This is a genomic window from Porphyromonas gulae DSM 15663, assembly GCF_000378065.1.
GTDB classification, from domain to species: domain Bacteria; phylum Bacteroidota; class Bacteroidia; order Bacteroidales; family Porphyromonadaceae; genus Porphyromonas; species Porphyromonas gulae.
In genome coordinates this window covers 66924-81425 of the sequence record NZ_KB899148.1, presented here as the reverse complement: position 1 = coordinate 81425, position 14502 = coordinate 66924, and the positions used below count along the sequence as shown (strand labels likewise).

Here is a 14502-nt window from a genome sequence, read left to right as displayed (position 1 = left end):
GGATTGAACGGCATTCCCTCTTTTCTTTTTTCAGGTTAGAACGTGATCTGGAAGCGGGCGCGGACCCCCCATTTATTAGGGGTTGTCTCTTGCTGTGTGAAGCGCCGGAAGTATTCGATGCGGAGCAGTCGGAAGATATTTTCCAATCCGACACTTCCTTCCAAATACCATGTACGGTTCATGGGAAAAGTATTCTCGGGGAAGAGGAAACTACCGACAGCCCCCGGTTTATTGTGAGGAGTAAGATCACCCCACATACCATGAAGAGAAAGCACTTCACGCCAGGCCAACCGTTTGATGAATGGAATACGATTGAGCATAAGACCTTCTAAATGGTAGGTCAGATGGAACTGCGTGTATCGGTCAGCGATAAATTCCAATGGCTCCATCAACTGGAATGCTCCGCTCTGTAGCGTGTAACTCTCATTGACGGGAGGGATTTCCAAGAGAGGGTAGGGAGCGTGTGTCCAAACTTGCCCTGCCCGTACAGAGGCATCCAGCATGCCGAAAAGAGAGAGCCATATATGATGTTTGTAGCGGAATTCCGTGCGGTGATAGCCGAAATCTCCTCCGAGCAGACCTGAAAATGCCATACGGTGCTCCAGTTCGAACACGGGGGATCGGCGTACTACATTGAACGCTGTGTTCGGCCCTTTCCGCCCATTATATGGAATACGCCCCGGTTCATAGCGGAGGGTAAGCCCCAACTCCGTGGTGCGATACGAATGGATCGGCCGTATCGTACCGTCAGCCTCTACCTGATCGTAGCGTAATGTGCCGGCAGGTTCGTCTCGGCGACGGCTTCCCCAAATGATCGTACTGAAATCAGTCCCCCAGTCTCTATCATATTCCAGCCGATATTCTTCGATGTAGGAGCGGCGCAGATTATTCATCGTACCGAGTATGACCGTTATGTTGTCTTTGAAGATAGGATCCACTACTTGTCCCGGCGTATATAGGTCGTAAGAAGCGATGAAAGAGAGATTGCGATGCGGAAATTCTTGTATGTACAGCTTCTTAGGAATAGAGGAATAAGTAAGAGCACCTCTCCACTTCCATCGTTTGTCCTTGAATCCGTATGCAATATAACCTTGAGCGAAAAAGTGCGGATTGAGAGCGGCCAGCGTCATGCCACCTATGCGCATACGGAAGCCCTCGATTTTGTTGCCCCCGAAGAGGGTATGCACAGGCCCGAAGTCAAATTTGGGGCGTATAGAGTCGTTCATCCTAATGGGGAGTCCGAGATAACCGGTCAGCAGTGTTTTGGCGATGGTGGTGGATGTCTTGAATGTACGATCGTTGCGGAGATAATGCATGAAAGACAACAGCTTTTGCCCCGTGGGAGGTAGCGGTTCCGGTCTCATTACGTTCCAGTAGCCATCCGTTTCGCGAGGAGCTGTCGCATCGTAAACCGAATCGGTAGCAATAAAACCGACAGAAGACGGATCCCTGCCGATGCTTCCTTCACCGATGCGATAGTCGGAAAGGATACGGCTCTGCTCCACTTCCAATCCTTGAGGGATGAATGAAGCAGCCGATAATAATGCCTGAAAATCCTGTCGTTTCAGTACGCGATAGTATCGGGTCGTTTGTCCCGAAGCATCTATACAGGGAACTCGTTGGAAATCTTGCGCTATGCGTAGGTGGGTCACCCAGTTTACATTGCTCGATATAGGCAGGTTCAGGATGATCCGACGTAGCGAATAATCGCTCTTGACGATCCAGAGCCTTCCCGTAAAGCCTGCACTCTCGGGGTTGAAAGGAGAGAAAATCATTTCGATACAATCCTCATCCTCTATTCGCACTGTATCGGCAATGAAATACTTGTAGAAACTTGTAGCAAAAGTGTTGCTCATCGGGCTGGGAAAGCGACTGAGCATGATGGGAATATCGTTGTCGTAGATATTGATCGGACGGAATACTTCCTCCAGATTGGTGGTCAGGGGGCCTTCGTCCAGCTTTTCGTCCACACCGTCCAGTCGTCGTGCCAATACTTGCGTACGCTCGCCTTTGTTGGGTAGTCGCTCGGTCTGTATCAGTTTCTCTCGCATGGATAGCGGCAGTATGCGTCTGTCTGTAAAGCGTGAGCTGTCCGCCCATTGTGCACACTGTCCGTGCTTGAGGTGCAAGAAGCCTTCGTCCGATCGGAAATCATCGTCCGAGACAAGTATCCTTTCGTATGTACGGTAGCTGTACGCCGGTGCCGATTCTATCCGGTTGCTGTCCTTGGCTGCTATGGCTTTGCGGATCAGATCCACAGCGGGATTGTTTTTCTTGGAGTATTTCCGTTTCTTGGCTTTGACCACTACGCTGCTCAGTTGCAGCTCCTCCGAAGCTAAGAGAATACGGCAGTGCATATTGCGCTTTTCGCCCGAGCGTAATGAGTAGGTCTGTCTTCTGTATCCGGTCGATGAGATGATGATAGTCCGATCGTTATGGGGAGAAGTCAGGTCGAACATGCCGGCGGCAGAGGTTACCGTGCCCACTCCTTTATTGTCGGCACAGAAGACCGAAGCATAGGGAATCGGCTCCAATGTAGCCGAATCCAGTACCACTCCGGCGAAGCGAGTTTGCCCTGCGAGTGGTAGCATCCCCAATAAGGAAAGAGAGAGGAAGATGAGTGAGAGAGCCGACTTCCTGCTTATAGCTGACATTGCTGATGTTTGCATGAGTGGGTCTTCCGCCTGCGGGCGGTCAATGCGGAATAGTCAAAAATACCGGATCGGCACCATCTTCGGCACTGACGATCTGTGTATTTATGTCCGAAGCACCGGCATAAAGCTTGAGCAAGCGCACTGCTTCGGCAATAGCTTCTTGGAGGCAGTCCGAATGAGTCCGGTCTACACCGAAATCATTGATGAAAATAAGCGTGTTCCTCGTGCTGTCGTCCACGCTCGTTCGTTCGTGGTCGCTGGTCGGAGTGGCAAAGGCTCCGTTCTCATCACGATAGACGGGCAAGCCTTCGATATTCAATTCGCCACGGCCGATCCCGACAAAAGATTCGTCCGTATGTCCCACACCGAAGACAATGTCAGAGCCTACCTTGTCGCAGTCGAACACCCCGATGGAGTATCCTGTGCGAAGCGATAAGAGGTTGCCGATGTCCACCAAAGCGTTGATGTAATAAAGTCCCAGTCCGCGCACCACGCGTCGGGACAGCTGTTCGGCCGATGGCCTGTAGCGGTTAGGATCCTTGCCGGTACGCTTGTAGCAGTTGCGTGTGGCAGCTATGGAGGGAATCTCTTTGATGGCCGATAGCTCGCAGGTCTGCACCAGCCGATCGGCCTCGCTGTTCATTTCGTCTATCAGAGCAGACGGCGACAGTCCTCCGCCGACTTTTGCAGAGATCACCCCTACGCGAAAAGCCGGGCAATGATGCTGAATGGTACCGTCAAAGCTGATCCGGTGTGTCGTCTCCTTCGTCATCGTATTCGATCTCCAAATCAAAATCAATGTCGTCGAGATCTTCTTCCTCCTCTTCGTCTTCCATCGGTGTCGGGAACAAATCGTCCTCCTCATCCCATGTAAGGCTCGTCAGATCGAGAGCTTGGCGGACTATGCTATCCGGTTCGTGGAGGGTCTCCCTGCTAAGCTCTCGCCACAGGGTATCTTTCAGTTCTTCCAGTCCCTGTTGCGCTACGGCAGAAATGAAAACCACGGGCAACCCTGTCGGCAGCTCCTCCCGAAGCATCTCGCACAGCTCATCGTCGATGAGGTCGCACTTCGTTATGGCCAGCACTTTGCGCTTTTGTGCCAACTCTTCGTTGTATGCCACCAGTTCCCGACTGAGGATCTCGTATTCCTTGGCGATGTTGTCCGTATCGGCCGGAATCATGAAGAGGAGCAAAGCGTTCCTTTCGATATGCCGTAGGAAACGCAGCCCCAGACCTTTTCCTGCTGAAGCTCCTTCAATAATGCCCGGGATGTCCGCCATCACAAAGGATCGCTTGTCCCGATAAGCTACGATACCGAGATTAGGCTCCAGCGTAGTAAAAGGATAGTTGGCGATCTTCGGCTTTGCAGCAGTCAGCACGGATAGCAGTGTCGATTTGCCGGCATTGGGAAATCCGACCAGACCGACATCGGCCAGCATCTTGAGCTGCATGATCACCATACGCTCCTGTGCCGGCTCGCCGGGTTGGGCATATCGGGGGGCCTGATTGGTAGCGGTCTTGAAGAACGTATTGCCGTGTCCGCCCCGGCCTCCTTGGAGCAGCATCACCTGCTGCCCGTGCTCGGTAATGTCTGTGATGAACTCACCCGTATCGGCATCGTAAACAGCTGTCCCACAGGGTACTTCTATGATACGATCCTCTCCGTTGGCTCCGGTACTTCGTTTGGCTCCGCCGCTATGTCCATTCGTAGCCATGATATGACGGTCATAGCGCAGGTGCAGCAGTGTCCAATAGTTCCGATTGCCACGGAGAAAGACGTGTCCGCCACGGCCTCCATCACCTCCGTCGGGGCCACCCTTGGGAATGTACTTCTCCCTGCGGAAATGCGTGGAGCCTCTCCCCCCTTTGCCCGAACGGCAGTATATCTTGACGTAATCAACGAAATTGGACTCTGCTGCCATATGATGGATTTAGTTGGAGGTTTTGTGGAACTTGTCCACAATGGGGCTGATACGCAAGGCGATCTCTTCTATCGTCCCCGTACCTACCACGTTGTGCAGTACATTCTTCCGGGTATAGAAATCTACCAATGGTGCAGTCTCGTCGGCATATACTTCCAGACGCCTGCGAATGGTATCGATATTGTCGTCCGATCGGCCGCTGATCTTTCCTCTGTTCAGGAGGCGTTCGATGAGCATTTCCTCGGGTACTTGCAGATTCAGCACTATGTCCACCTTCCATCCATGACGTGCGAGCATCGTCTCCATGGCTTCTGCTTGGGGAATGGTACGCGGAAATCCGTCGAAAATAATCCCCTCGGCACCGGCCAGAGTGCTGATGAGCTTTTCCATCATGTCCACGATCAGGCTGTCAGGTACGAGGTGTCCCTCATTGATGTAGCCGGCTGCTGCTTGGCCCAGTTCGGTCTGGGCCTTAATCTCGGCACGAAGCAACTCTCCGGTAGAAATATGCCGGAATCCATATCGACGGATCAGCTCTTCGCTTTGGGTGCCCTTACCGGAACCGGGGGCACCGAAGATAAGTACGTTTAGCATCTATTCTTTTATTTTATAGATGTCCTGGTACATGCGTCCCAGATCATCATAGTCAAGGCCGTGTCCTACGATAAAGTCATTGCCGATCTCCAGACCCACGTAATCGGCATGGATGTCGCATTTGAGTGCAGCGGGTTTGGTCAGCATGGCTGCTATGCGTACCTCTTTGGCCCCGAGTTCGTAGAATTTCTCCTTTACGCAACTCATCGTATAGCCCGAGTCGATCAGATCCTCCACGATGACCACCGTCCTCCCACGCATATCGGCCGTCACGGGCATAATCTCTTTGAGTACGAATGTGCTCTGCGTGCCGCAATAGCTGGAGTAGCGTGCGAAATCCACTTGATAGCTCTCATCGAGAGCCTGCATCAGTCCGGCCGCAAACATAAACGAGCCGTTCATGATACAGACGAATAGGGGGTTGTCCCCATGCAGATCCCGTTTGATCTCGGCAGCCATCCTCTTAATGGCTTCATGTATGCGAGTCGCCGGAATGTAAATCTCAAACTCTTTGTCTTTCAGTTTGACTGTTCTCATTTGTCGCAATGACTTTATTGTGCGTGCAAATATAGCCATTTTGCATAGGGCAGCTATAGAAACGGCTCGGCTTATTATATGTAAGGATGCGATTGTATAAGGATGCGTTTGGGATGATCTCCCTAATCTCGTGTCCTAATAGTTTACGCTCCGAAATTTTTATGTTTCTACCTCCTAAAAACGTGGCGCGAGAATTTTTTCGCTGTGGCGCGAGAAGTAAAAAAAATACGCGCCACAGCGAAAAAGTTGCGGTTCCACTTTTTCAGAAAACACGCACCGCAATCGGAGCGTTTTCGGTTCGTGTTTTTATATCGGCAGGTTATGGACATGTACCTGCAAGGGCGATATGCGCTGCCGAAAGTAGGCCGGATCAGATAAAAACAGCTGCCACATATGCTACACTCCGGTTCGTTTATATAAGTCAGAGGCAGGTTCTTTTCCGTTGATTTCTAATAGCATAATGGCGACTTTTTCTCTGTGGAGAGGTTCTTGGACGGAATGGAAATAACCGTGAATTTTCCCGAAAAGAGTCGGTTGCATGGAAAAGTCTGTACCTTTGGAAGAATTATAAACCAAAAATTTTGCACCACATGGCTAACGATAAGACGCAGACCGTGCAGATGCTCAAGCACGATTTGGATTATTTGGAATTGCTTTCGGAGAGCTTTCCGACTGCGACGGAGGTGGCTACGGAGATCATTAATCTCGAAGCTATATTGAATCTGCCTAAAGGAACAGAACACTTTCTGGCCGATATTCACGGCGAATATGAAGCCTTTATTCATGTGCTCAAAAATGCATCCGGCAGTATTCGCAGAAAGGTGGACGAAGTCTTCGGCGGTCAGTTGCGCCAGAATCAGAAGCGAGAGCTCTGTACCTTGATCTATTATCCTCGCGAGAAACTCGAACTCGTGAAGCAAAGCGATGAACGGATGGAGGACTGGTACATGGTCACGCTGAATCAGCTGATCAAAGTGTGCCAGAAAGCCGCGGAAAAGTACACTCGCTCCAAGGTACGCAAGACCCTTCCTCCCAAGTACAGCTATATCATTCAGGAGCTGCTCCACGAAGATGGTGTCAATCCCAACAAATCGGCTTATATCAGCAGCATCTTTTCCTCTATAATATCCACCGGACGCGCCGATGACTTTATTATCGCCATCAGCGAGACCATCCAGCGGCTGGTCATCGACCATCTGCACGTAGTAGGGGATGTCTTCGACCGTGGCCCCGGAGCACATATCATCATGGATGCTCTTATGAAGTATCATCATTTCGATATCCAGTGGGGCAATCATGATATGCTCTGGATGGGAGCTGCCGTGGGCAATGCCTCCTGTATGGCCAATGTGGTGCGTATAGCACTGCGCTATGCCAATTTGGATACGCTGGAGAGTGGGTACGGCATCAACCTTTTGCCTTTGGCGCGTTTCGCTATGGACACTTATGCGGACGATCCCTGTACCGTGTTCAAGCCCAAACTGGCTCAGGCCGACCAGACGTATGATGACAAGAGTGTCTATCTGATCAGTCAGATGCACAAAGCCATATCTGTGATTCAGTTCAAGCTGGAGCACCAGATCATAGCCCGTCATCTGGAGTACAAGATGGACGATCGGGATTTGTTCCATCTGGTGAACTTCACCGATGGTACCATCAAGCTGTCGAGTGGCGTATATCCGATGCTGGATATGAACTTCCCGACCGTCGATCCGGCCGATCCGTATGCGCTGACAGAGCAGGAGCAGAATATCGTAGATCGGCTGATGGGCTGTTTTATGCGGAGTGAAAAGCTGCAAAACCATCTCAAATGTCTCTATCGTCACGGCAGTATGTACCTGACGTATAATATGAATCTGCTCTACCACGCTTCCATCCCTCTGAACAAGGATAAGTCGCTCAAGAAGGTACGGGTAGGGGACAAGACCTATGCCGGACGCGAATTGCTCGACAAGGTGGAAGAGATGATCCGTACCGCGTATGTGGCTCCCGAGAAAAGCGATCAGAAACTTGCGGCTGTGGACTACATGTGGTATCTCTGGTGCGGACCGGACTCTCCTCTTTTCGACAAGGCTATGATGACTACTTTCGAGCGTTACTTCATCGAAGATAAGGCTACGCATCATGAGGAAAAGGGTTACTACTACGTTTATCGTCAGGAGAAAGCCGTTTGTGAGATGATCCTCAAAGAGTTTGGACTCGAAGGTCCCGATACGCATATTATCAATGGGCACGTGCCGGTGAAGGCCAAGAAAGGGGAGCTTCCTATCGGAGCTGAAGGCAAACTGATGTTGATAGATGGCGGATTCAGCAAGGCATATCAGTCAAGTACGGGGATCGCCGGCTATACGCTGATATTCAACTCTCAGGGACTGCATCTTGTGCAGCACGAACCGTTTAGCTCCACACGCAAGGCTATCGAAGAGATGGAGGACATCAAGAGTATTACGGTGGTACGTGAGGTCACATCCCATCGTATGCTGGTGAAGGATACGGACAATGGCCGCTTGCTGAGCAAACAGGTCGAAAACCTCAAAAAGCTCCTTCAGGCGTACAGTTACGGACTGATCAAGGAACGGAAAAAATAGTCGGAAGAGACAAAGAGTGGCTCTAATCTCGGATTGGATCGGAGGGGGATGATGGATATGCCATTCCTCTTCCATTCTCCCGATTGGCCGACTACTTCAGATAATGATAATGATTAGGAGCAGCAGCATCTGCGCCCGATATTTCTAATTCATAGATAATACGACGTTGAGTAAACTAACCAATAAGATCGTTCGGATACTCTGGACCGTCTTCATTGCCGGTTGGGCTGTTATCGGCATTCTGTTTCTGCTCATTGCTACCGGTATGATCGGCTATATGCCGCCTATCGAGCATTTGCAGAATCCTATCGACAAGTACGCATCGCAGCTTATTTCTGCCGATGGGAAGGTATTCGGTTCTTACGCCCATAGCGGTGACAACCGGATATATACCGGATACAACGAGATTTCCCCCAATCTGATCAAGGCTCTCATCGCTACGGAGGATGTTCGCTTCCGGAAGCATTCGGGGATAGACAGCAAAGGTCTGTTCCGTGCCGTGGTCAAACGCGGTATCCTCAATCAAAAAAGCGGTGGAGGGGGCAGTACCATTACCCAGCAATTGGCCAAACTCCTGTATTCGCCACGGACGGAGACCAAACTCGGACGTCTCTTCCAGAAGCCGATCGAGTGGGTTATTGCCGTGAAGCTGGAGCGTTTTTATACGAAGGAGGAGATCATCACTATGTATCTCAACTACTTCGACTTCCTGTACAATGCCGTTGGGATCAAGTCTGCGGCTTATACCTACTTCGGCAAGCAGCCGGCTGATTTGAAGATAGAGGAGGCTGCCGTTCTGGTCGGTATGTGCAAGAATCCGGCTTATTATAATCCCGTTTTGCATGGCGAGGTGGAACGTTGCCGAGGACGGCGCAATATCGTTTTGGAGCAGATGTACAAGGCCAAGTATCTGACAAAAGCGGAGCGCGATTCGCTCCAAAAGCTTCCATTGGTTACATCATTTCACCGGATCACGCATCGCGATGGCGAGGCTCCTTATTTCAGGGAGCGTCTGAGGCAAGTACTTATGGCCAAAAAGCCTGAGCGCAAAAATTATTTGGCTTGGCAGGACGATCAGTATCGTGCCGATTCCATTGCTTGGGAGACGGATCCTGTATATGGCTGGTGCAATAAGAATAAGAAGGCTGACGGCTCCAACTATAACATCTATACCGATGGTCTCAAGATCTATACGACCATAGATCTGAGGATGCAGCAGTATGCGGAAGAGGCTGTGGCCAAGCAGATGAAAGAGGTATTGCAGCCGATATTCGACAAAGAAAAGAGAGGACGTTCGTACGCTCCTTTTTCCAGAGATATTACTTCGGACGAGCAGCAAAGTATTTTGCTCCGAGCCATGAAGCAAACCGACCGCTGGCGAGAGATGAAGAAAGCCGGTATATCGGAGTCCGAAATCCGTGCTTCTTTCAACAAGAAACGAAAGATGCAGGTTTGGAATTGGCGAGGAACGATCGATACGGTAATGTCGCCGCTCGACTCCATCAAGTATCTCAAGGGAATCCTGCGAACAGGATTCATGGCCATGAATCCGCACAACGGACATATAAAGGCGTATGTGGGAGGAATCAATTTCCGCAATTTCCAGTATGATATGGTTAGTCAAGGGCGTCGTCAGGTGGGATCAACCATCAAACCATTCCTCTACTCCCTTTCCATGCTCGAAGGAATATCGCCATGCGATGAGATGCTCCATGTATCCCAGACCTTATTCACCGAATCCGGAAAAGCTTGGACACCGAAGAATGTGGGTGCCAGACGGACGGGCGAAATGGTCAGTATCAAATGGGGACTGCAGAACTCTTCCAACTGGGTTACGGCCTATCTGATGGGACGTACCTCTCCCTACACTTTTGTCCGCCTGTTGAGGTCTTACGGCCTGAGCGGATATTTGGAGCCCAGTCTCTCTATCTGTTTGGGTACGCCGGACGTTTCGGTGCAGGAGATGGTGAGTGCCTATACCACCTTTGTCAATAAGGGTATTCGGGTGAATCCCCTGCCCATAACGCGAATAGAGGATCAGTATGGGAATGTGGTGGCTCAGTTCTCACCGAATATGGTGGAAGTGCTTCCGACCGATGCCGCATATAAGATGCTCTATATGCTGAAGTCCGTGGTCGATGGCGGTACCGGTAGCAGACTAAGGTATCGCTACGGATTCAAACTCGATATGGGAGGAAAGACGGGTACCACACAGAATAACAGTGATGGTTGGTTCGTGGGCTTTACTCCTTCTCTCGTGGCCGGCTGTTGGGTCGGTGGCGAGGATCGGTCTGTGCATTTCGACTCCATGTCGCACGGACAGGGGGCAGCTTCTGCCTTGCCTATCTTCGCCGAATTCCTCAAGCGTGTATATGCCGATCCTAAGCTGGGGTATACTTTGGAAGAGAAGTTCGATTTCCCAAAGGATTTCCAGCCGTGCATGATGGATCAGGATGTAGAGTATTTCGATGCGGGAGGCGGTGAAGTAGTAGAACCTTTGCCTGAAATCCTTGTTGAATAACCATAGAAAATATAATCACTAAAGCAAATAACGAAACGCTATGAACTTTAACGAATTGCGCAACTCATCCACTGTCTATGTGGATAGCACGCTCCAAACGACAACTATGCGCCATGTCTTTACTTGGATGTTTGGTGCTCTCGGTATCACAGCTCTTACAGCCATGCTTGTAGCTAAGAGTTCGTTGATATATACGATGATAATGAATCCCGGTTTGCTGTGGGGATTGATCATTGCAGAGTTGGCCTTGGTCTTTATACTCTCGGCACGTATCGGTAAGATGTCATTCTTCACTGCTTCTCTTCTGTTTACGATCTATTCGATTCTGAATGGGGTGACGCTCAGCAGTATTTTTATCGTGTACACAATGACGAGCATAGCGGCCACCTTCTTTATCACAGCCGGCATGTTCGGCGCGATGGCTCTGTGGGGATATTTTACCAAAAAAGATTTGAGCAAGTGGGGTAGTATTTTCTTTATGCTCCTGATCGGTTTGATTTTGGCCACTGTCGTGAATCTGTTCCTCCGCTCGAATGCTATGGGCTTTATCATCTCTATTCTTGGAGTTATCATCTTTACAGGTCTTACCGCTTTCGATGTGAACAAAATCAAGCAGATGCTGGCGCAAATGCAAGGATTCGAAGAGGGAGATGTAGCTCGCAAAGTAGCCCTGATGGGAGCCCTGACGCTCTATCTCGACTTCATCAATCTCTTCCTCTATCTGCTTCGCTTCTTCGGCCGAAGGGACTAAAGAGCTGAACAGAAAAGACAGAAACAGCAATAAAAAGCCCTGCCAACTCAGATCGTTGGCAGGGCTTTTTATTGGGAATAATTTAGTAAATAGCCGTTATACAACGACATTGACGATTCTTCCCGGGACTACAATGACTTTTTTCGGACTCTTGCCTTCGAGCCAACGTGCTGCTTCGGGAGCAGAAATGGCTGCTTGCTCTACATCCTCTTTGCTCATATCTGCCGGCAGTTCGATATTGAAGCGAACTTTGCCATTGAAACTCACCGGATAGCGTACACAGCTCTCCACCAGATACTCTTCATTGTATTCAGGCCAAGCTGCAGTTACGATACTGCCTTCCGCTCCCAGTTCCTGCCACAGCCACTCGGTGATATGCGGTGCAAAGGGAGAGAGTACTGTCAGCAGCGGGCATAGTATGGTCCGAGAAGTGGTTTTGGCCGCTGTCAGCTCGTTCACGCAAATCATGAAGGCGGGTATCGAAGTATTGAAAGAAAAAGATTCAATATCCTGTCCTACCTTTTTGATGAGTTTGTGCAAGCTCTTCAGCTCCTCTTTCGTCGGTACCGTATCGGTGACGCGTATACCATCTGCATTGTAGTACAACGCCCAGAACTTTTTCAAAAAGCGGTGTACACCATCGATACCGTTAGTGTCCCAAGGCTTGCTCTGCTCCAGCGGGCCGAGGAACATTTCGTAGAGTCGCAGAGTATCGGCTCCATAACGAGCAATAATATCATCGGGATTGACGACGTTGAACATGGACTTACTCATCTTCTCAATAGCCCATCCGCAGATGTACTTGCCTTCTTCAAGGATAAACTCAGCCGAAGCGTACTCCGGACGCCATGCGCGGAAACGATCTATGTCAAGCTGATCGTTCGATACGATATTGACATCTACATGGAGTGGAGTCACCTCATATTGCTCGCGCAGTCCATAGCTGACGAATGTATTGGTATTTTTGATCCGATAGACGAAGTTGGAGCGTCCTTGGATCATTCCCTGATTCACCAGCTTGCGGAAAGGTTCGGCTTCGCATACGATACCGAGGTCAAAGAGGAATTTGTTCCAGAAGCGGCTGTAAATCAGGTGTCCTGTAGCGTGCTCCGTCCCACCGATGTATAGATCGACGTGACGCCAATATTCATTCGCTGATCGGCTGACGAGTGCAGTATCGTTTTGCGGATCCATATACCGCAGATAGTAAGCACTGCTACCGGCAAATCCGGGCATTGTGCTCAGTTCGTATGGATAACCTTCGGCTGTATGCCAGCCGGTAGCTCTTCCAAGGGGCGGTTCACCACTTTCCGTAGGAAGGAATTTATCTACCTCCGGCAATCGGAGTGGCAGTCGATCCTCATCCAGCGCATAAGGCATACCCTCCTTGTAATAGATGGGGAAAGGTTCCCCCCAATAACGCTGGCGGCTGAAGATAGCATCGCGCAGACGGTAGTTCACCTTCACGCGGCCTAATTGCTTTTCTCTGATATACTCCTTGGTGCGAGCTATGGCATCTTCTACCGAAAGGCCATTCAGGAAATCGGAATTGACCATTATACCGCTCTTACTGTCTTTGGCATCCTCCCATGTGGCAGGATCGGTAGAAGCTTCTCCCTCGGGTATCACAACTTGGACGATGGGAAGATCGAAATGGCGCGCAAAGGCAAAGTCGCGTGTGTCATGAGCCGGTACGGCCATAATGGCTCCTGTGCCATATCCAGCCAATACATAATCGCTGATCCAAATAGGAATTTCCTTACCGGTAAGAGGATTGATGGCATAACTGCCGGAGAAAACTCCTGAGACTCGTTTGTCGGATATTCGCTCACGCTCTGTTCGTCGCTTTGTTTCTGTCAGATAAGTCTCTACAGCAGTGCGTTGCTCCTCTGTCGTTACTTCCTCAACCAATTCGCTCTCAGGAGCCAATACCATAAACGTGACGCCGAATATTGTGTCGGCTCTGGTAGTAAAAATCGTAAATGTGCAATCCTTACCGGCCAGACGGAACTCCATTTCAGCTCCTTCGGATCGTCCGATCCAATTGCGCTGTGTCTCTTTCAACGATTCAGTCCAATCCAGTGTCTCAAGATCATGCAGCAAACGCTCGGCATAGGCCGATACACGCAGACACCACTGGCGCATCTTCTTTTGCTCCACGGGGTGTCCACCGCGCTCGCTTACTCCGTCCTTGACTTCGTCGTTAGCCAATACGGTACCGAGGGCCGGACACCAATTGACCATCGTGTCACCCAAATAAGCCAGACGATAATTCATGAGTATCTCTTGTTGTTCTTTTTCGCTCATGGCTGTCCACTCCTCCGCAGTAAAATGGACTCCTTCGCTGCATGCCACATCGAGACCTCCATTGCCTTGTCGGGCAAAAACTTCAATCAGCTCGCTTATCGGTCGTGCCTGCTGTGCTTGATTGCAGTAGTACGAGTCGAACATCTTTAGGAAGGCCCACTGCGTCCATTTGTAATAATTCGGATCACAAGTACGAATCTCGCGTTCCCAATCGTACGAAAAGCCGATTTTGTCCAGCTGCTCGCGATAGCGAGCTGTATTTTCTTCTGTTGTTTTTTCGGGGTGTTGGCCGGTTTGGATGGCATATTGTTCGGCAGGTAGGCCGAATGCATCATATCCCATCGGATGCAATACATTGAATCCACGCAAACGCTTATAGCGCGAAAAAATATCGGAGGCTATATAACCAAGTGGATGCCCTACGTGCAGTCCTGCTCCGGAAGGATACGGAAACATGTCGAGCACGTAGAAAGGTTTTTTACTCGTGTCTTCCGTAACGCGGTAAACCTTGTCTTTGCGCCACTGTTGCTGCACGCGCTTTTCTATTTCCTGAAAGTTATATTCCATAATACCTTATCTCTTCGATCGATTAACTACTATTTTTCTTGGAGCAATATCGAAAAAAGGC

The 14502-nt window shown here is 50.1% G+C and carries 11 protein-coding genes; 4 read left to right on the top strand and 7 right to left on the bottom strand.

Annotated features, from left to right (window positions below; translation table 11 throughout):
• Positions 1–35: 35 nt before the first annotated feature.
• From F452_RS0101005 to F452_RS12515, 6 genes are all read right to left on the bottom strand, one after another.
• Positions 36–2654 carry a DUF5686 and carboxypeptidase-like regulatory domain-containing protein gene (locus tag F452_RS0101005; protein WP_033317102.1) on the bottom strand — a complete coding sequence of 873 codons (2619 nt, stop codon included), beginning with the start codon at positions 2652–2654 and terminating at the stop codon, positions 36–38.
• Positions 2655–2694: 40 nt separating this feature from the next.
• The gene (locus F452_RS0101000; protein WP_018964402.1) at positions 2695–3426 is read right to left on the bottom strand and encodes a B3/B4 domain-containing protein; all 732 of its coding nucleotides are present in this window, start codon (positions 3424–3426) and stop codon (positions 2695–2697) included.
• The gene (obgE, locus tag F452_RS0100995; protein ID WP_018964401.1) at positions 3392–4576 is read right to left on the bottom strand and encodes a GTPase ObgE; all 1185 of its coding nucleotides are present in this window, start codon (positions 4574–4576) and stop codon (positions 3392–3394) included. The genes F452_RS0101000 and obgE overlap by 35 nt, the downstream gene beginning before the upstream one ends.
• A gap of 9 nt (positions 4577–4585) precedes the next feature.
• Positions 4586–5170 (bottom strand): adenylate kinase, encoded by a 585-nt coding sequence (locus F452_RS0100990; RefSeq protein ID WP_018964400.1) that lies wholly within the window; start codon positions 5168–5170, stop codon positions 4586–4588.
• Entirely contained in the window at positions 5171–5707 is a 537-nt protein-coding gene (locus tag F452_RS0100985) for a phosphoribosyltransferase (RefSeq protein WP_018964399.1), read from the bottom strand.
• Positions 5708–5874: 167 nt separating this feature from the next.
• Entirely contained in the window at positions 5875–5943 is a 69-nt protein-coding gene (locus F452_RS12515) for a DUF1661 domain-containing protein (protein WP_230587235.1), read from the bottom strand.
• On the opposite strand from F452_RS12515, the gene F452_RS11795 reads away from it, so the two are divergent.
• The 4 genes from F452_RS11795 (at position 5912) to F452_RS0100965 (ending at position 11567) form a co-directional block, all read left to right on the top strand.
• Entirely contained in the window at positions 5912–6085 is a 174-nt protein-coding gene (locus tag F452_RS11795; protein WP_152567408.1) for a DUF1661 domain-containing protein, read from the top strand. The genes F452_RS12515 and F452_RS11795 overlap by 32 nt on opposite strands.
• Before the next feature lie 242 nt (positions 6086–6327).
• On the top strand, positions 6328–8295 hold the full coding sequence (locus F452_RS0100975) for a fructose-1,6-bisphosphatase (RefSeq protein ID WP_200880545.1): 1968 nt from the start codon (positions 6328–6330) through the stop codon (positions 8293–8295).
• 166 nt (positions 8296–8461) lie between these two features.
• Complete coding sequence (locus tag F452_RS0100970) at positions 8462–10816, top strand: transglycosylase domain-containing protein (protein ID WP_018964396.1); 2355 nt, start codon at positions 8462–8464, stop codon at positions 10814–10816.
• A gap of 40 nt (positions 10817–10856) precedes the next feature.
• Positions 10857–11567, top strand: a complete 711-nt coding sequence (locus F452_RS0100965) for a Bax inhibitor-1/YccA family protein (protein WP_026292076.1) — start codon at positions 10857–10859, stop codon at positions 11565–11567.
• Between the two features lie 96 nt (positions 11568–11663).
• On the opposite strand, the gene leuS is transcribed toward F452_RS0100965, so the two are convergent.
• On the bottom strand, positions 11664–14441 hold the full coding sequence (leuS, locus tag F452_RS0100960; RefSeq protein WP_018964394.1) for a leucine--tRNA ligase: 2778 nt from the start codon (positions 14439–14441) through the stop codon (positions 11664–11666).
• Positions 14442–14502 lie beyond the last annotated feature (61 nt).